Raw genomic sequence first — 17,615 nt, 5'->3', positions numbered from 1 at the left:
GCACTTCTTACATTCCAGTTATCACCACACTAAGTTATACATTTATTGGAAATAGAGCGAAAAAAGCGAAAAGCCAACTTAGGCTCTTCGCTTTTTTCTTCTCAGGACTTATAAGGAAAGAATGATTTCCTTTACAGCACTCGTTAAATCCTCCTGCGACCAACTCGGTAAATTCCCATGCTGGACAGCTAAGTCATGAGAGGCCGGCAAGTGAATGAATCCTGAAGGAATTTCCATATTCTTTTTCTTAAAATGATTCAGCCCTCTGTACATCACATGATTACATAAGTACGTACCGGCAGTGTTAGAGACTTCAGCAGGATATTCCTTCTCATTCAACACCTCAACGAAGGTTCGAATAGGCAAAGAAGAAAACAATCCATCCGCGCCTTCCGCATCAATCAAATCTCCTTCAGGCTGATTCCCTTCATTATCTTCTTCCTTACTTTCATTACAGTTGATCGCAATTCTCTCCGGTGTCACTTTGTACCTTCCTGCAGCAAGACCAAGTGAAAGAACAGAATCGGGTCGAACTTCTTCAATCAAGGACACCAATTGATCGCCGGATTTGTTATAGTCGACGGGTAAGACTTTGGCGACAATTGTATAATTGTTGATCGTCTCTCCATCTAATGCACGGGCAATTTCCTCGGTCGGGTTCAATGAATAATTCAAAAAAGGTTCAAACCCAGTAAGCAGTAATTTTTTCATGTTTCCTCCCCCTCTTCTTTATAGCGCAGAATTCCCTCTATAAAACTTCCTTATCCTTTATTCTAAACTCTATGGAATAACTTCTCATCTCCCTTTAGGGAATCTCCCCATGTCCAATCTGATAGAATGATAAAAAAAGGAGTGATCCAACATGGAACTTACTGATCACCTGGGACAGGAAATCATCCATCGCCTCTCTAAATACATCGATGTAGCCATCAACCTAATGGATCCGACTGGAAAAATTGTGGCCAGCACAGACCACGCCCGCATCAATCAAGTCCATGGTGGAGCACAAAGAGTGATAGAAACGCTGGAAGCCCAGCAAATAACCAAAGACATCTCATCCCAATATTCCAATACAAAACCTGGGGTTAATCTGCCTATTTTTCATAGAGGAGAACTTGCAGGTGTCGTGGGTTTGACAGGAGATCCAGATCAAGTGTACCAAGCGGCTGGAATGACCCAAGGATCGGTCGAGATTGCGCTCGAACAACTCTATATCCAGAAACAGAGTTTCTATCAGGAAAGACAATGGAACCACTGGTTTCATCGGCTCATTTCAGATGAAGATATGGAAGAGCTGGAAAAAGAAGCCCGCTATTCTTTACGCGCAGACCTTAAAAAAGCATGGCAGGTGCTCGTTTTCCAGACAACCTCACCTTTTGATTTTACAGAGAGACTCCGAAGACAGGCAGAACAGCTACAATTACGTCCTCTTTTCATCCTCCCTTTTCAGGAAAATTCAGTGGTCATGCCTCTTCCATTCCAAGAGCATATTCCACCCTTCCAAACAGAAGGACCCGCCGCTGTTGGTGAACCAGGGTACAGTGCCAAAGGTATTTATACATCTTTCCAACAAGCATCACAGTCGATAGAGATTGCAGGAAAAGCTGGAGAGATGATTTACAGCGGAGCGTTTAAGGTTGAACGGCTACTTTCAAGCATTACAAAAGAGACGTACATAGAGATCACGGAACCTTTCGCCAATCGTTTGAACCGATTAGAAGCACCTTATTTAGAAACACTTGATTCTTTTTTCAAAAACGACTTAAAAATGAACCGGACTGCTGATGAATTGCATATCCACAGAAACACACTCCATTACCGTCTGGATCAAGTTCATAAAAAAGTAGGGTTGGATGCACGGTGTTTCAAAGATGCGATGATCTTACAAGCGATTTTAATCAACCGATGATTTGTGCATTTGCACAAGAATACGTTTACAATTTTCTGATATTTTGTAGATCCCATCAATTGTTATGGTTTCTTATTTCCTGTTGAATAGAAAGTAAGCAAATATAGTAAAGGAGGGTGAATGATGAAGGTCGTTTTTGCCCCTGATTCGTACAAAGGAAGTTTGTCTTCCATTCAAGTCGCCGAAATCATGGAAAAGGCTTTTCATTCGGTAAATCCAAATATAGAAACCATCAAGAAGCCAATGGCAGATGGCGGAGAAGGTACCTTAAACGTATTTTCCACTTCTGTGCGGCACGAAAAAGTTCAATTTTCATGCAAAGGACCTTTAGGAGAAGAGAGGGAAAGCTGGTATGTAAAACTGGACAATGATCGAGCGGTCATCGAGGGAGCAGAAATTGCCGGCTTACCACTCGTCCCGACAGAAAAACGTAATCCCGATTACACAACGAGCTATGGGATCGGCCAGGCAATCACGCATGCGTTGGATGAAGGATGCACGGACTTGATTGTCGCTATCGGGGGGAGCTCTACGAATGACGGTGGTCTCGGAATGTTACAGGCCCTGGGGATGAAAACCTATGATGAAAGCGGTCAGATAACGGGCATTCACGGGAAAGATCTACATACTGTGAAAAAAGTAGAATTGTCCGGATTAGACTCCCGCCTGAAGAATATTAAGATTCGTGTTGCTTCTGATGTAGACAATCCACTGACGGGAAATCGAGGAGCCAGTCATGTCTATGGCCCACAAAAAGGAGCGACCGAGCAGCAGGTCTATACTTATGACCAATCTCTAGACCACTATGGAAAACTCGTGGAAGAGGTGCTTGATAAAAACATCATGAACACGCCCGGTGCTGGTGCAGCCGGTGGTCTTGGTTTTGCTTTTCTCACCATTGGTGCGCAACTTGAATCTGGCGCAAAGTTAGTCGGTGAAGCCATCCAGCTCCAAGAGACCATCCGCGGGGCTGATTACGTCATCACTGGCGAAGGTCAAAGCGATGAACAGACTCTTTATGGGAAAGCACCCGGTTATGTAGCTGAACTTGCAAAAGAAAACCATACGCCTGTCCTGCTCATTTCAGGAAGTTTAGGCAATGACTACGGAGCATTAAATGAAAGGTTTACGAGTTGTTTTTCCATAACTCCAGGTCCTTCCTCACTAGAGGACTGCCTGAAGAACGCAGAAGAATATTTATTTGAGACAACAAGACAAATCGCAAGGTTGATCAACAAACAATAAAAAGGAGTGAGAAGTATATGGAAGGTTTCGGACTTGTACTTATTATTTTACTTGGTGTTTTATTTGTCATTGTAGCCACAGCGAAATTCAACCTCCACCCTTTCCTTTCTCTTTTGATTTCTGCTTTCGCTATCGGAATATTATCCGGTATGCCACTTGGAGATGTCGTAGAGGCCGTCAATGGCGGTTTCGGAGGATTGATGGGAGGAATCGGACTCGTCATTGTATTTGGTACAATCATCGGTGTCATTTTAGAAAAATCAGGCGCTGCCTTACGTATGGCTGAAGTCGTCTTACGAATCGTCGGGGAAAAAAGACCACAGCTTGCCATGAGCGCCATCGGCAGTATTGTCAGTATCCCGGTATTCTGTGATTCAGGCTATGTTATTTTATCCTCTTTAAAGAAAGCGCTTGCAAATAAAACAAAGGTGACCGTTGCATCCATGGCGATCGCTTTGTCAACAGGTCTGTTCGCCACGCACACTTTAGTCCCACCGACACCTGGACCTATCGCAGCGGCAGGGAATATCGGTGCGCAGAATTATCTAGGAACGGTCATTTTATTCGGTATCATCGTCGCGATCCCAGCTATCCTGGTTGGATACATCTGGGCGGTTAAAGCTGGTACTAAAATCCACATTGAACAAAGTGAAGATGATGCGCTGTATGATTACGACGAGGTCGTCAGCAGCTTTGGTGATATGCCTTCAGCTACTAAATCATTTGCTCCCATTTTAATTCCGATTCTTCTCATTGGATTCAGCTCTGTCATCACTTTCGCTGGATGGGAAGGTCCGCTATTTTCATTTTTCCTATTCCTAGGTTCACCTGTAGTCGCTCTTCTCGTCGGCGTCTTATTCGCTTTCACTCTTCTTCCAAAATATGATGAAGAAACGCTTACCCAATGGGTCGGAATCGGAATTAAGGAAGCTGCTCCTATCCTGTTGATTACAGGAGCAGGTGGCGCTTTCGGTTCTGTGATCAGCTCCACAAGTATCGCTGATCTTATTAAGGGGATTGCTGGAAATGAAGTAGCAGTCGGAGCGGTATTTATCTTCATCCCATTCATTATCGCAGCTGCATTAAAAAGTGCTCAAGGTTCATCTACTGCTGCGATCGTCATCACATCAACCTTAATCGCTCCCCTTCTTCCGCAAATCGGAATCGAAGGAGCAGTACCGCTGGCACTCGTTGTCATGTCCGTAGGTGCCGGTGCCATGGTCGTCTCCCACGTGAACGACAGCTATTTCTGGGTCGTTAAGGAATTCAGTGGGATGTCCATCACGCAAGCCTACAAGGCTCAAACGATGGGCACACTATTACAAGGAATAACGGCTATTATTGTCACATCATTTCTTTGGTTCATATTGGTATAACAAGAAGGGAGACTTCCATATTGGAAGTCTCCCTTTTTAACTTTTCCCTGCTTGCCCGTTGAAGTTTACCAAATGAAATAAACTCCTAAAGCAATCATTCCCCAAATCGGCAGAGACAGCAATCCAGCCCAGAATAATCCTTTGAAAAAGTTCCCCTCATCATGCTCCATACCATCACCTCTTTAGAAACAGTATGGACAACACCAATCGGATTCTTACTTTAAATGTTCTGCAAAGACCGATCCACTTTCAATCCAGGGTGAAGAAAAGACACCTCGGTTCAAATGGACTGTACTAGCATTATGTGGCTAAAAAAATTACAATAGGAATCGTAACTAAACTGAGCACTGTGGTTGCTAAAGTCGCACTCGTAACGGTTTGGGGTTCGGTTTGAAACTGAATGGCATACATCGTCGTATTTGCAGCTGTAGGTGTGGCCGCCATAATGATCATAATTTGCTTCATCAACGGATCGACAGGCATCGCCCACACTATAGCGGCCGCGATGGCAGGTGCAGCTACCAGTTTAATCATTAAGGCGATGGATACTTTTTTATATTCGAACCCCTTGACCTTGATGTTCGCGAGTTGCATGCCAAGAGTAAGCATGATCAAAGGAATCGCGGCACTTGCAATTAAATCTACGCCTCCTTTAAGCTCTCCGATAGATATGCCGAACGTTTGGAAAAGAAACCCGGCTATAGCCCCATAAACCATCGGCATCCGACGGACGGAGCGCAGGGCAGCTTTCATTCCATCTCCCTTGTCTCCTCCCCCTTTAGCCGCATAGTAAACGCCTAAGGTACTCATCAGCAGCTGTTGTAATACCATAAGGACAATCGCTGTTTCCATTCCTGCTGTTCCGAATAAGAACAATACGAGTGGTGTGCCGTAGTTTCCGTTATTAGTGAAAGCACAGGACAAGACCATCCCGCATCTTTCCTTTTCGGTATAGTTCTGTATCTTGGAAAGGATCGAAACGATGCCAATGATAATGATGCACAATCCCAGCATATAGATTGAAATATAAACATAGGAAAAGGTGATCTTTTCTTCGTAAAACGTCTGGAAGACAAGGAAAGGAACGAGAATATAAAGAGCTAGTTTTGAAAACGTAGAGGTATCGAATTGAAAGATCTTCTGAGCTCCATAACCAATACCAAATACTAAGAAAATTGGCAGTAAAATCGTGATAAACTCCATATGCTTTCTCCTATAAGTTAAATTAAGAAAAGGGAGCCGTATGGACTCCCTTCCTAGTTACAAGTTGAATACAACAATTTTCTCTTCTGTCATTTCCTCAATCGCATAGCGTGGACCTTCTTTTCCTGTTCCACTCTTCTTCACACCGCCATATGGCATATGATCGACTCTATAACCGGATGTATCGTTGACGATCAAGCCGCCAACATGGATCTGATCCATGGCTTTCATCGCAAACGCCAGGCTGTTGGTGAACAACCCTGCTTGAAGTCCATACTCAGAGTCATTGACGTAAGAAATGACTTCATCTTCATCAGCATAGGAATCAACCGCTACGACAGGTCCAAATACTTCCTGCTTGCAAACTTTCATTTCTGCGTTCACGTTTGTAAGAACGGTAGGCTGGTAGAAAACACCGTCACGCTTTCCTCCGGTTTCAATAACCGCCCCTTCTGCAACCGCTTCTTTAACCCATTCTTCCACTCGAACCGCTTCTTCTTCTGCAATCATTGGTCCCATTTGTGTGGAAGGATCCATAGGGTCTCCTAATTTGATTTGGGATGTCGCTTCTCTTACTTTTTCAAGAAACTGGTCATACACAGCATCGTGAACGTAGACGCGCTGGACGGAAATACATACCTGCCCTGCATTGTTAAAACTTTTTTGTGCGACCAATTGTGCCGCTTGTTCCACATCGGCATCTTTGTGAACAATCGTTGCCGAATTGTTGCCCAGCTCCAACGCGACATCACGTAGGCCTGCTTCTTTTCGAATCCGTTCTCCGACCTGCGGGCTCCCGGTAAATGTAAACATATTCACATCAGGATTGGATGTCAGCAGTGGCCCTACCTCATGACCTTCTCCAGTAAGTACATTCAGTCTCCCTTTTGGAAGTCCTGCTTCTTCAAACAGCTTCGTCAGTAACAAAGCCGTAAGCGGAGTCTGCTCAGCGGGTTTTAAAACAACACTGTTTCCAGCTGCAAGCGCTGGGCCAACTTTGTGGCAGACAAGGTTCAACGGGACATTGAACGGCGTAATGGCTGCAACCACACCGACAGGATAACGCCGTGTGAAAGCTTTACGATTTTCAGATCCCGGGGCTGCTTCGACAGGGATTTCTTCGCCGTGGATTCGTTTTGCTTCCTCCGCTGAATTCTCTAAAGTTAAAGCAGAACGACCTACTTCTCCTCTTGCTTCATTAATCGGTTTTCCGACTTCCTGCGCAATCACCGCTGCAAACTCTTCGGTGTTGTCTCTCAATAATTGAGCGACTTTCAGTAAAACTTGATAACGATCATATAAAGAGAAAGGCACTTTAAAAGCTTCTTTGGCGCTTTCCACAGCTTCCTTAACATCAGATTCATTGGTTACGGCTGTTTCACCAATTTTTTCTTGATTGTATTTGTTCAAGACAGGAGAGGTGTCTTCTTTTGTGCTCCATTCGCCATTGATAAATAAACCGAAAGAATAGTCTGTTGCTACTTTATTCATTACAACAACCTCCTTATATATTATAACGTTACGACCTTTTGGTCATTGCTAAATGCTTCCGACCGTCCAGCACTTCCGAAGACATCAATCTTCTCTTTGACTTTTTCCTTCATTCGCTCACGACCTGCACCTAAGGTATTAGCCAAAACAATGTCTTCTGGATTTGAAGCCAAATAATCCTGCAAGCCTTGCGTATAGGCCTGGCGAAGTTCTGTGTCTACATTGATTTTGGAGATCCCCAGTTTAATAGCTTCCTGTACTTGTTTATCCGGCACATCTGAACCGCCATGCAGAACGATTGGTCGAGCCACAGCTTCAGAGATTTCTTTCAACCTTTCGAAACGCAGGTTTGGTGTCTGTTTGTAAATGCCATGGGCGGTTCCTATGGATACCGCTAAATAGTCGACATCCGTTTCATTCACAAAGTCGACTGCTTCCTCAGTGGTCGTAATCAATGCATCTTTTTCGTCTACCGTAATATCATCTTCGGTTCCACCAATTTTACCGATTTCCCCTTCACTGCCGATGCCAAGTGCCCGGGCAGCATTGACCACCTGTTTCGTAATTCGTGTATTCTCTTCAAACGAATATCCCGAACCGTCAAACATCACGGATTGAAAACCGGACTGAATGGCTGCCATTGTCTGCTCATACTGGCGGCTATGGTCGAGATGGATACACACAGGGACTGTGAAATCCTTCGAAAAAGAATCGACCATATCTTTCATCGGCTGCAAGCCCAGCGTTTGAATCACCTTTTGTCCAATCTGGATCATCACAGGGGCTTGCTTTTCTTCCGCAGCTTCTAATATAGCTAAAATGGTTTCCGCATTATGAGCACTAAAGGCTCCGACTCCGTACTTGTTCTCATAAGCATGGGTTAGCAATGTTTTTCCATCCACAAATGGCATAGAGGACCTCTCCTTTTATCGTTTAAGTTCAAGACTATAATGGTATTGATCGTTACGGTATTTCGTTTTCGTGTATTCAATCGGTCGTTCATTGACACCGAAGCTCAGCCTCGTCATTTCAAGAAGAGCTTCGCCTCCCCGTATTCCGAGAGCATCTGCTTCATCAATGGTTGCATTAATGGCGGCGATCTTTTCGCTGGCTCTATTCAAATAAATGTTGTAGTTTTCAAGAATTTCGTAGTAACGCGCTTCATCTAAATTGTGCTTCATCAGGATTTCGCCGATCTCTTTCGGCCAGCATGTACGCTCAAGGGCCACCGGTACTTCATCCGCTAAACGAATCCGTTCGATTAACAAAATGGGTTCATCGTCTTTGACCTCAAGCATGGACTTTTCATGATGGAGATTGGATTTAAACTCTGCCCGGATCAACTTGCTTCGAGGAACTTGCCCGCGTTCCAGAACCTCTTCAGCGAACCCTTTCAATTGACTTAAGTTTCCGCTCAATTTTCTAGGTTTCACGATAGTTCCGCGCCCTTGTTTCTTTTCTACCAATCCTTCCTGCACGAGAATGGAAATGGCCTGACGGATCGTTGTGCGGCTGACGTCGAATTCCTTCATAAGTTCCTGCTCGGTCGGAATCAATTTATCTGCTTCCCATTGTCCATTATGGATACGATCAATGAATAATTCTTTCAATTGTAAGTAAAGGGCTAAATCTTTGTTGGGGTTCACTTTAGTGTTCACTATATTCGACTCTCCTTCTCGAAAGCGGAGGATAAGAAGGCCGGTCACCTCCTAACAGTGGAGTCAACCATTGGTAATAAGCCTTTAGATCTGTGATGAATTGAGCTGGTAACAGCCGTTCTCCCTCAGCAATCACTTTTTCAAGTTTTACAGGTTTTATCTCCATTGTATAATAGTTTGATGCTTTTCGCCCAACAGCGACCATTACTTCATCATACCCTTCCATCACCCATCGACCACCTTCTCTGCCAATTTGATAAGCTTCATAGGTATCGATGGGGGATAAAGCCGATGTGTCCGCCCGTTGATTCATCCCCAACAGTTCCGCCCTTGTATTTACATTTAATTCTTCCTTGATAAATTCACTGACTTCCTTGGAAATACCCCCAAGAATGGAGCGTCCGCCTACTTGATTGAGTTCAATTTGAGATCCTTGTTCCCACTGAACCCCTTCACTGACCACAACGATCGCGTAACCATAGGAACTCAAAGCTTCTTTGACTGTTGTTAACAAAGTTTCCTTATTCAATGGCTGTTCAGGAAGAGCTATATAATGGGGGCCTTCCTCCGCATACTCTCTCCAGGCTCCTGCAGCGGCAGCTAACCACCCGGCATTCCTGCCCATCGTTTCCAATATGCGGACCTGCTCAAAATTTTTCATTGAATATAAATCACGACTCAAATCCTTCGTCGTCTGCGCAATCGATCTTGCTGCACTTGCGAAACCAGGAGCGTGATCTGTGCCTCCCAAATCATTATCCACCGTTTTTGGAAGTCCGAGTACCTGTAGAGAATACCCCTGACGTTCGGCTTCTTTCTTCACCTTTAATAAAGCTTCCATCGTTCCATTCCCACCGATAAATACAAGGGTATCGATTTGGTGCTTCTTCAGGGAATGAACCGCTTCAACAATTGCCTGATCATTAAAAGGGTAACGCCCGGATTGTAAGCAGGCCCCTGGCACTGACTGATTTTCAAGAATCCAATCAATGACTTCCGAATCACCGTAAAGAAAGTTCTCTTCTACCAGACCTTGATAACCTCCTTCAACGAAGGTCAATTGACACTGTTCTTTTACACTTTCAACAAAACCAGCCAGGGTAGCGTTGATGACAGCTGTCGGTCCTCCTGCCTGCCCTACTGCGACATGTTTCATCAGGTGTCCTCCTTCAATCAATCTTTCGTATAAACGATGGTTTCAAGGTCCAGTTGACGCCCAAGTTCCACAAGCTCTTCAACGACATCTTCATAAACAAGAGCATAGTGAGGCTCAAACCCTTCTTCCATTAAACTGTAAAGCGTGTCATTGATCTCCGTCTCAAGTTCCACTTCTACAGACGTCCCGTTGAAACGTTTCGGAGTATCCAATGCGTTTCCTCTCATAACAAGCAGACGATACCCATCTGGTGTATAGCTGACGCGGAACATCGTCACCTGCCCTGGCTTAAGACCGAATTCCATCGTAAATCCGAGCTTACGGTTCGGGTGGACGCCAGGCTTCGCTCCCTGATCAGGGTGAGCCAGAGAATAGGCACCCGCACCGCAATGCCAGAAGACGACTGAATTACTAGCTTCATTCACATGAACCATATCTCCTAAGTAAGGGGCTTTTCCTCCACTCATCTGCTGCAAAATAAACATGGAAACAGAACCATGGATATCCGACTCACAAGAAGAGACGATCCCATCTTCGGTAAATTGGGAAAGGGTTGAACAGGCGGCTGCTCCTAATTCATTGAAAAACTCCGGCCAGCAACGGATGGCAAGTCCCGAAAGGTTTTCTTTATTAACGACAGACTCGACATAAGTCGTGAACTGAGCAAAGCGCTGGACTGTTTCATCATTTCTGTTCAAACCGATCACCTGCTGCTGAGCTCGGTCAATCGCATGTTCCCATTCTCCTTCTGATAGTTTCTTAGACTCTTCGAAGGCTTTCATCAAGTCCACACTTTTCACTTCAACCCCCAGTTGCTTGTGAAGCATCTCTTCGTCTGTTCCTGAGAAAAAGAAGCCAGGAGGGTGTTCCCCGATGACGCCAATTTTGAATTGCTTTAAATCTTGAATCATCTGCTGAACTTTTAAATATTTTTTTAAACGCCCGCGAATTTGAGCCTCTTCCGGATTCCCGAAAAGGAAGGAATAAGGATGCTTCGCACATTTCAACACGTGGCTGGTGCTGTTCCCACCCGTTAAGGAGTTTAAGCGCAAACGTCCGTTAATGCTCGGTTCACGAATGGACCACACCATGACAGGCGCTTCCACCTGCTTGATCAGTGTTTCAACAAATTCACCATCCGCGAACGTGACACTTTGATAAATGGAAACGCCGATGTCATCCTTAGCAATCGCTTTCAAAAAGTCGTTCAAGTCATCTGGTGAAGTAAGGATGCCCTCAGGTTCAATCACTTCAATGCCTAACTCGTTCAACATCTCCGAACTCTTTTTCCTTTGGATTTCTCCTGCTTCTAAATCAAATGTTTTTCTCCCAATTGGAAGATACAATACTTTCATACTCATTGATCCGTCCCACCTTTTTTCTTCATTTGAAAACATCATACCATACATACCTACCTTTTAACAAAGGTTATTACCTTTTTATTTTATAGGCATATGTTTTTCCCGAATCTTCTCAAAGAGATCGGAGTAGGCGGATTCTTTTTTATAAAAAACAGGAGGCTGACCGATAGGAGCGGAAACTTCTACATGGCCGCCGACAAATTCTTCACCGCTCCAGAGGTGAACCCATGTTTCATTCGGAAGATAAACATTCCACTGGCTCGCTGCTTCCTCGTAGACAGGTGCAACAAGCACATCGTCTCCCAACATGTATTGGTATTGAAGGTCATACGTCTGTGCGTCATCTTCAAATTCCATAAACAACGGTCTTTGAACCGGAACCCCTTTTTCCGCATTTTCTTTCACAAGATCTTTCAAATAAGGAGTCAATGTCACATGGACATCTGTCATTCTAATAAATGCATTCATCGTGTCTTCATCATGATCATACTGGTGACTATCGGTCGGGCGATTTCCTTCATGACTTCTCATTACTGGCGTGAAAGCAGCGAGTTCTACCCAGCGAAGTAGCAATTCTTTGGAACGCTTGTTTCCATGCAAACTCGTGTATCCACCGATGTCACTGTGGTGAAGCCCATTTCCGACAAGGCCCGCAGACAGTGCAGCAGGGATGACAGACGCGATCCCATCATCAAGATCCCAGTTGACGCTCTGATCTCCCGCCCACAACAAACGGCAGTACTTTTGGCTTCCTGTGTAGCCTGCACGCATGAAATAGACTATGTCATCTGTTTTACCAGCTTCATCAACAGCTTCGAAATTCACTTTTGCCCACAGCATCGGCCACGCATTGTGCATAAGCATCGCCGGCTCACCATTGTGGAGTTTGGCATCGGTCGGTAAGTATTCTCCGAAATCAGCCATCCAGCCATCTAGACCGAAATCAATCATGTACTTTTGAATGACGCGCTTATACCATTCAAAGGCTGCCGGATTTGTAAGATCGACAATTCCGCAGTCAAACTCACCGAAGTCAACTAAATAAACGTCTTCTTGTTGATTGAGGACAAAATAATGATTCGCCGCAGCTTCTTTATACAATGCTCCATCTAAAATCAAATATGGATTAATATAGCCTAAGAAACGGATGCCTTGTTCTTTCCATTCTTTCAATTTTTGGTCCAGTTCAGGATATTCATTCTCATCCCACTGCCAGTTCCAGTTCAAACGGCGGCCAAAAGAGGTCACTCTTTTCCCTTGCCAATCCTGAGCCCAGACAGCCCCTACCTTCATGCCTTTATCACGCGCAGCATCGATTTTCTTTTGAACCTCATCCGTGCCGCCTTGCATACCGAGCCAGATGCCATCATACGTCCATTCGGGAAGCTCCGGCTGTCTCCCTAGATGATGAGTCAGTCGAGACACTACCTCTTTGATGCTCGCTCCCGTTTCAAACATGATTTGCGACGGGACTTCCCACACTTGAAGTTCATGATAATGATCTTTTCGAAAATCAAAGTCGGCATAGGCAGTGGTATCGACATGACAGAAATACTTCTTCGAGGACAGGAATGTTGGCTGAGGGTAATTGGTATGATAATAGTCGCCCCCCGCCTTATCATGAAGGTCTGCTAGAAAAGTGGTGTACGTGTTTTTGTTCCGGCCAACACCTGGCTCAGAGGTCCAAAGTGGGAAATGCTTGCCCCGCAAATTCAGGTGAGACATCTGCTCCCCGCATCCGTACACCTTTTCTGTGGAATCAGCAGGGATACGAACCCAAAAACGATTGAAGACCTTTCGATCTCCTGAAAAATCCAGTTTCAGATTTTGATTTTCATAGCTGAAGGCTACAGATAGAGTTTCAGAATCCATGGAAGTCCGCTTAAAATCAATACGGAAACCCTGTGCGCTTTCTTCAATAACTTCAAAACTTCTCAGTCCGAAGCGTTCCACCACATAATCTTCGATCTCATAATTTCCACGGTACATCTCAATTTTTTCTTCTCCTTGACCGACAAATAAACACGGGGACGTCGGTGTATGTTCAAGGATCTTACGTCCATCGAGTACAACTTCGAACGTATTTCCCTGATATTGAATGGATAGCCCTTGTTTTTGTTTCGTCTGCATAGATGAAATCCTCCTTGAAAATTATAGATTAGCCGCTTTTTTCATTTGTTTTTCTACGACACGGTCATATTTCTTTTCCCATTTCTTCATAGCAAAGACCAGTGCTACAGAAGTTAAACCAATCAACACACCAGAAGCGATCCAGAACGACTGGGAAACCACCGCGTCCGGATATGCAAGCCCGATTGGAGAGAAGACGATGTAAGTAAATACAATCAAACTCAACAAAATAATCGCTGTCGGAATCGCATACTTCCACGGGACCATGTCCACTTTTGGAGCATGCTTGAACGAATAAGGTTTGGACAGTGGGCGAATATATCCGACTGCCAACATAATACCGACTTCGATAACAAAAAGGATGGCAGAAATATGGATGAAGTTCATCGTGATTTCAATGCCGAACATCTGGTTCAATCCCCATACAAGCATGTAGTACGTAATGACGTGAAAAATCACTGCAATCTTCGCGCCCAGTGGCGGAACAAACTTGGATGCAATTCCTACGAGCACAATCGCGATGATTGGGATGTTAAAGAATCCAGTAAACTTACGAATGATGTCCCAAAGGCCATCCGGTGCACTCATGAGCATCGGGGAAATAAAGAATGAAACGAGTGCCAAAATCGTACCGAAATATTTACTTACCCGAATCAACTGTTCATCAGAAGCATCGGGCTTAAAACCAGGCTTGTACACATCTAAAGCAAACATCGTTGCCGCTGAGTTCAAAAGTGAGTTAAAGCTTGAGAACACCGCTCCCAGAAGAACAGCTAAAAACAATCCAGAGAAGATCGTAGGCATCAAATTGGTCACCATGGTTGGATAAGCCAAATCGACCGTTTGGAACCCTGACCCATATAGATGGAAAGCAATAACTCCTGGAATCATCATGAGAATAGGTACAACAAGCTTATAAAAACCGGAGAACAAGACCCCTTTTTGACCTTCCGCCAGGTTCTTTGCTCCCAGGGCACGCTGAATCACGTACTGGTTCGTCCCCCAATAGAACATGTTCATGAAGATCATACCCGTGAATATAGCGGAAAATGGAACAGAATCATCTTTTCCACCAATCGCATTCAACTTGTCTGCATTATCAGTAGCCATCGTCTTGAACCCTTGAAAGAAGTTTCCGTCCCCTAGTACGAAAAGTCCGATCACAGGAATCATTAAACCAATCAACAGCAAACCAATTCCATTTAACGTATCAGATACTGCAACCGCTTTCAATCCGCCGAAAATCGCATAAATGGCACCGATAATACCAATCACCCAGATAACGAGCCAGACCGATGATTCGAAAGAAATACCTAAGAGACCTGGAACATCAAAGAGCTTCAGCACCGCTAGTGCGCCGGAATAAAGAACGGATGGTATGGTGACAAACGCATACCCGAGCATAAACAGGACCACTATGTAACGTCTGACACCATCATCAAATCGTGTACTTAAAAATTCCGGAAGAGTGGAAAATGCCCCACCTAAGTATTTAGGAAGCAGGATCAATGCCATAATGATGACAGCAATTGGTGCTGTCACTTCCCAAGCCATGTTGGACAAGTTCGTGCGATAAGCCTGTCCATTTAGACCAATCAATTGTTCTGCAGATAAGTTCGTCAGCAGCAAACTACCAGCAATAAACCCACCTGTTAATCCACGACCGGCCAGAAAATACCCATCAGAATCATTGACCTGCCCTTTCGCCTTCCGGTAAGACACCCATCCGACCAATCCCATAAACAAGATACACGTGACCAGTGTATATAGAATACTCATGATTGACTTCCTCCTTCTTTATCGTTCAAATATTGTACAAATACATTGGGACCTTTAATCCCGACATGTGCCCCTTGAGAGACAAACCTTTGATGTTCTTCATGGGCAATCAGCCATTTATTTCTCATAAAAAGTAAGGAGTCTTCCCCTTTTTCTTCATCCTTTAATGGAGTATTGGAACCTTCAGGTAAAATGACGATACATTTGAATCCTTCACCGGTCACTTTACAAGGAGCGAGGTGAAGGGTCGTTTGGAACATTTCGATCGCATACCCTTTCGGAATATAAAACGCTTTCAAATGATTTGTAGAAAAAGTACTCTCCTCCATGTCATTCAAATGCCCTAAAAGCAGGACCATATCCGTTGCAGCCACATTAATTTCACTGCCTTTATGATATTCCAGTCCACCTAAATTGGAATTGTTCCCATTACAGTAGCCAATTTGAATATCCATCCCACCGTAGTACCTTTTCTGAATGGTGCTTTTCAAACCTTTTAACTCCAAAGCAGGTTCAGAAGGGACATATACATTCCCACTCTCGGGAACCGGAAGATCTTCAATCAATGGAATGAGATCTTCATCAGGAAACCTTTCAAGTATTCGTCCGAAATTCTTAAAGGAACTATCCTCCACGTGTCGAATATTTAGAGAAACATTCATCTTTTGCAATTGGTCCAGCATATCATCCCTCCACATTAAAGATATCTACCTTTTATTAAACGTAGGTATCTTTGTTGTTATTCATTGTACTGGAAGCGCATTCAATCTGGCAAGAGGAAATTTTAATTACCTTCCACGAAACTGCATGAAACAGCGATTTAATCATATTTATACCTGATATAAAATTTTTAATTTTCTAAAAAGTGTTGAAATATTCAGGGTCTGTCCATATAATATTAGACAATGAAAGCGTTATCAATAGAGGAGGTGCGGAATTAAAGGTTGTAACGTTATTAATTAAGGTAGCAACGTTAGTATGTAAAACAAAAGGGGGACGAATTAGTGAATGTTAAGCATGTAATGCTTGCCGTTTTTATTCTAATGACAATGGTTCTAGGCGCTTGTTCATCGGAAAGCTCTGGTGAATCTGATAATGCTGATGGAAGTAAAACGATCAGTTTCATTCATTGGCGTGGGGAAGATAAAGAGGTTTTCGATCAGCTCATTGAAAAGTTTGAAAAGGAAAATGAAGGAATTAAAGTGGATATGACCATTTATCCATCCGAACAATATCAATCCACAGCACAGACACTCATTCGAGATGGGGAAGTCGGCGATGTATTCACATCCTTTCCAGGTTCTCAATTCGAAATTATGGATAAAGCAGGATTGATGACAGATCTATCTGGAGAAGAATTACTATCCAATTTTAATGAGAGTTTACTGGAAGCTGGTCAGAAAGACGGGAAACAGTGGGCCGTTCCTTATCAGTTGGTGTTCAACCAGCCCGTCTACAACAAAGGGATATTCGAGGAGTTGGGAATTGAAATCCCTGAGAGTTGGGAAGAGTTTTTAGCTATGAATGAAACGTTGAAGGAAAATGGATACGCCCCAATGGCCTTCCCTGGTGCAGACATTGGTCCAGGACAATTAATGAACAGTATGATGATGAATAATGCAACAGATGAAGATATCTTTACACAATTGGAAAATGGAGAAACAAAATTGACGGACGAGTGGTGGGTCAAAACACTAAGTCAATTCAAGGAACTAGCCGACAAAGGGTATTTCCAGGATGATTCCCTTGGAACAAAACACGACGGAGCGATCGCACTAATGGCTCAAGAAAAAGCAGCGATGCTCGGAAGTGGTTCGTATGCCATGGCTAGTATTAAAGAACAGAACCCAGACATGAAGCTTGGCCTTCTGGCACCGATCACGGTTCCTGCAGATGAAGCCGTCTATGAAGGGATTCACACCACGACATTCATGATGGCTGTTAATAAGAACTCTGACACACAAGACGAAGCGAAGAAATTCATTGAGTTCTTAAGCCAGCCTGAGAATGCCAGTACTTATGCAAACGAAACGGGACAGCACCTAACCGTAAACGATGTGAATTATGAGTCTGAAGTATTGAAAAACACGGCCGATTGGATGGATAAAGACACACGCTTCCAACCTCGCTACTTAATCAATAGTGCGGATATTGAAAAAGCGGTCATCGCTTCCATACAATCCGTCATCGGAGGAACAGACCCAGAAGAAGCTGCAGCTGAAGCACAAAAAGTGGTCGATCAATTTGTAAAATAACCAAGATTCCTTATAGGGGAAGAAAGCGCGGTTCATGAAAACAGACGCTTTC

14 protein-coding genes are annotated in these 17,615 nt (G+C 44.0%); 4 read left to right on the top strand and 10 right to left on the bottom strand.

Translation table 11 applies throughout. The features are described 5' to 3' along the window. Positions 1-108: 108 nt before the first annotated feature. Entirely contained in the window at positions 109-711 is a 603-nt protein-coding gene (locus tag GLW00_RS03760; RefSeq protein ID WP_160911346.1) for a pyroglutamyl-peptidase I, read from the bottom strand. 151 nt (positions 712-862) lie between these two features. Here GLW00_RS03760 and GLW00_RS03755 point away from each other — a divergent pair, with 151 nt between their 5' ends. From GLW00_RS03755 to GLW00_RS03745, 3 genes are all read left to right on the top strand, one after another. Next, positions 863-1,909, top strand: a complete 1,047-nt coding sequence (locus tag GLW00_RS03755) for a CdaR family transcriptional regulator (protein WP_160911344.1) — start codon at positions 863-865, stop codon at positions 1,907-1,909. Between the two features lie 123 nt (positions 1,910-2,032). Next, positions 2,033-3,154, top strand: coding sequence for a glycerate kinase (locus tag GLW00_RS03750; RefSeq protein ID WP_160911342.1), 1,122 nt, complete (start codon positions 2,033-2,035; stop codon positions 3,152-3,154). A 17-nt stretch (positions 3,155-3,171) separates the two neighbouring features. Then, the gene (locus GLW00_RS03745; RefSeq protein WP_160911340.1) at positions 3,172-4,530 is read left to right on the top strand and encodes a GntP family permease; all 1,359 of its coding nucleotides are present in this window, start codon (positions 3,172-3,174) and stop codon (positions 4,528-4,530) included. A gap of 300 nt (positions 4,531-4,830) precedes the next feature. Here GLW00_RS03745 and GLW00_RS03740 read toward each other — a convergent pair whose 3' ends face one another. From GLW00_RS03740 to GLW00_RS03700, 9 genes are all read right to left on the bottom strand, one after another. Continuing rightward, positions 4,831-5,733 (bottom strand): AEC family transporter, encoded by a 903-nt coding sequence (locus GLW00_RS03740; RefSeq protein ID WP_160911338.1) that lies wholly within the window; start codon positions 5,731-5,733, stop codon positions 4,831-4,833. A gap of 57 nt (positions 5,734-5,790) precedes the next feature. After that, positions 5,791-7,224, bottom strand: a complete 1,434-nt coding sequence (locus tag GLW00_RS03735) for an aldehyde dehydrogenase family protein (RefSeq protein WP_160911336.1) — start codon at positions 7,222-7,224, stop codon at positions 5,791-5,793. Between the two features lie 20 nt (positions 7,225-7,244). Beyond that, a complete protein-coding gene (locus GLW00_RS03730) occupies positions 7,245-8,135 on the bottom strand; it encodes a class II fructose-bisphosphate aldolase (RefSeq protein WP_160911334.1) in 891 nt (296 codons plus the stop codon). A gap of 15 nt (positions 8,136-8,150) precedes the next feature. Then, positions 8,151-8,882, bottom strand: a complete 732-nt coding sequence (locus tag GLW00_RS03725; protein ID WP_089651227.1) for a GntR family transcriptional regulator — start codon at positions 8,880-8,882, stop codon at positions 8,151-8,153. Continuing rightward, the gene (locus GLW00_RS03720; protein ID WP_160911332.1) at positions 8,872-10,038 is read right to left on the bottom strand and encodes a diphosphate--fructose-6-phosphate 1-phosphotransferase; all 1,167 of its coding nucleotides are present in this window, start codon (positions 10,036-10,038) and stop codon (positions 8,872-8,874) included. Before GLW00_RS03720 ends, GLW00_RS03725 begins: the two co-directional genes overlap by 11 nt. A 17-nt stretch (positions 10,039-10,055) precedes the next feature. Continuing rightward, positions 10,056-11,399 (bottom strand): sulfoquinovose isomerase, encoded by a 1,344-nt coding sequence (sftI, locus tag GLW00_RS03715; protein ID WP_160911330.1) that lies wholly within the window; start codon positions 11,397-11,399, stop codon positions 10,056-10,058. Between the two features lie 78 nt (positions 11,400-11,477). After that, positions 11,478-13,529 (bottom strand): alpha-glucosidase, encoded by a 2,052-nt coding sequence (locus GLW00_RS03710; RefSeq protein WP_160911328.1) that lies wholly within the window; start codon positions 13,527-13,529, stop codon positions 11,478-11,480. Between the two features lie 21 nt (positions 13,530-13,550). Continuing rightward, entirely contained in the window at positions 13,551-15,308 is a 1,758-nt protein-coding gene (locus GLW00_RS03705; protein WP_160911326.1) for a solute:sodium symporter family transporter, read from the bottom strand. Further along, positions 15,305-15,991, bottom strand: coding sequence for a DUF4867 family protein (locus GLW00_RS03700; protein ID WP_160911324.1), 687 nt, complete (start codon positions 15,989-15,991; stop codon positions 15,305-15,307). The genes GLW00_RS03705 and GLW00_RS03700 overlap by 4 nt, the downstream gene beginning before the upstream one ends. Positions 15,992-16,330: 339 nt before the next feature. Here GLW00_RS03700 and GLW00_RS03695 point away from each other — a divergent pair, with 339 nt between their 5' ends. Next, positions 16,331-17,563 carry an ABC transporter substrate-binding protein gene (locus GLW00_RS03695; RefSeq protein WP_160911860.1) on the top strand — a complete coding sequence of 411 codons (1,233 nt, stop codon included), beginning with the start codon at positions 16,331-16,333 and terminating at the stop codon, positions 17,561-17,563. The last annotated feature ends 52 nt before the right edge of the window (positions 17,564-17,615 follow it).

The sequence above is a fragment of the Halobacillus litoralis genome, from assembly GCF_009856445.1.
Classification (GTDB): Bacteria; Bacillota; Bacilli; order Bacillales; family Halobacillaceae; genus Halobacillus; species Halobacillus litoralis.
The sequence above is the reverse complement of the archived record's forward strand: the minus strand, read 5'-3'. Positions and strand labels throughout refer to the sequence as shown.

Coding starts and splice junctions, on each gene's coding strand:
- GLW00_RS03730 (WP_160911334.1), bottom strand. CDS start 8,135: ATGCCATTTGTGGATGGAAAAACATTGCTAACCCATGCTTATGAGAAC.
- GLW00_RS03760 (WP_160911346.1), bottom strand. CDS start 711: ATGAAAAAATTACTGCTTACTGGGTTTGAACCTTTTTTGAATTATTCA.
- GLW00_RS03750 (WP_160911342.1), top strand. CDS start 2,033: ATGAAGGTCGTTTTTGCCCCTGATTCGTACAAAGGAAGTTTGTCTTCC.
- GLW00_RS03720 (WP_160911332.1), bottom strand. CDS start 10,038: ATGAAACATGTCGCAGTAGGGCAGGCAGGAGGACCGACAGCTGTCATC.
- GLW00_RS03755 (WP_160911344.1), top strand. CDS start 863: ATGGAACTTACTGATCACCTGGGACAGGAAATCATCCATCGCCTCTCT.
- GLW00_RS03700 (WP_160911324.1), bottom strand. CDS start 15,991: ATGCTGGACCAATTGCAAAAGATGAATGTTTCTCTAAATATTCGACAC.
- GLW00_RS03710 (WP_160911328.1), bottom strand. CDS start 13,529: ATGCAGACGAAACAAAAACAAGGGCTATCCATTCAATATCAGGGAAAT.
- GLW00_RS03735 (WP_160911336.1), bottom strand. CDS start 7,224: ATGAATAAAGTAGCAACAGACTATTCTTTCGGTTTATTTATCAATGGC.
- GLW00_RS03695 (WP_160911860.1), top strand. CDS start 16,331: ATGCTTGCCGTTTTTATTCTAATGACAATGGTTCTAGGCGCTTGTTCA.
- sftI (WP_160911330.1), bottom strand. CDS start 11,399: ATGAGTATGAAAGTATTGTATCTTCCAATTGGGAGAAAAACATTTGAT.
- GLW00_RS03705 (WP_160911326.1), bottom strand. CDS start 15,308: ATGAGTATTCTATATACACTGGTCACGTGTATCTTGTTTATGGGATTG.
- GLW00_RS03745 (WP_160911340.1), top strand. CDS start 3,172: ATGGAAGGTTTCGGACTTGTACTTATTATTTTACTTGGTGTTTTATTT.
- GLW00_RS03740 (WP_160911338.1), bottom strand. CDS start 5,733: ATGGAGTTTATCACGATTTTACTGCCAATTTTCTTAGTATTTGGTATT.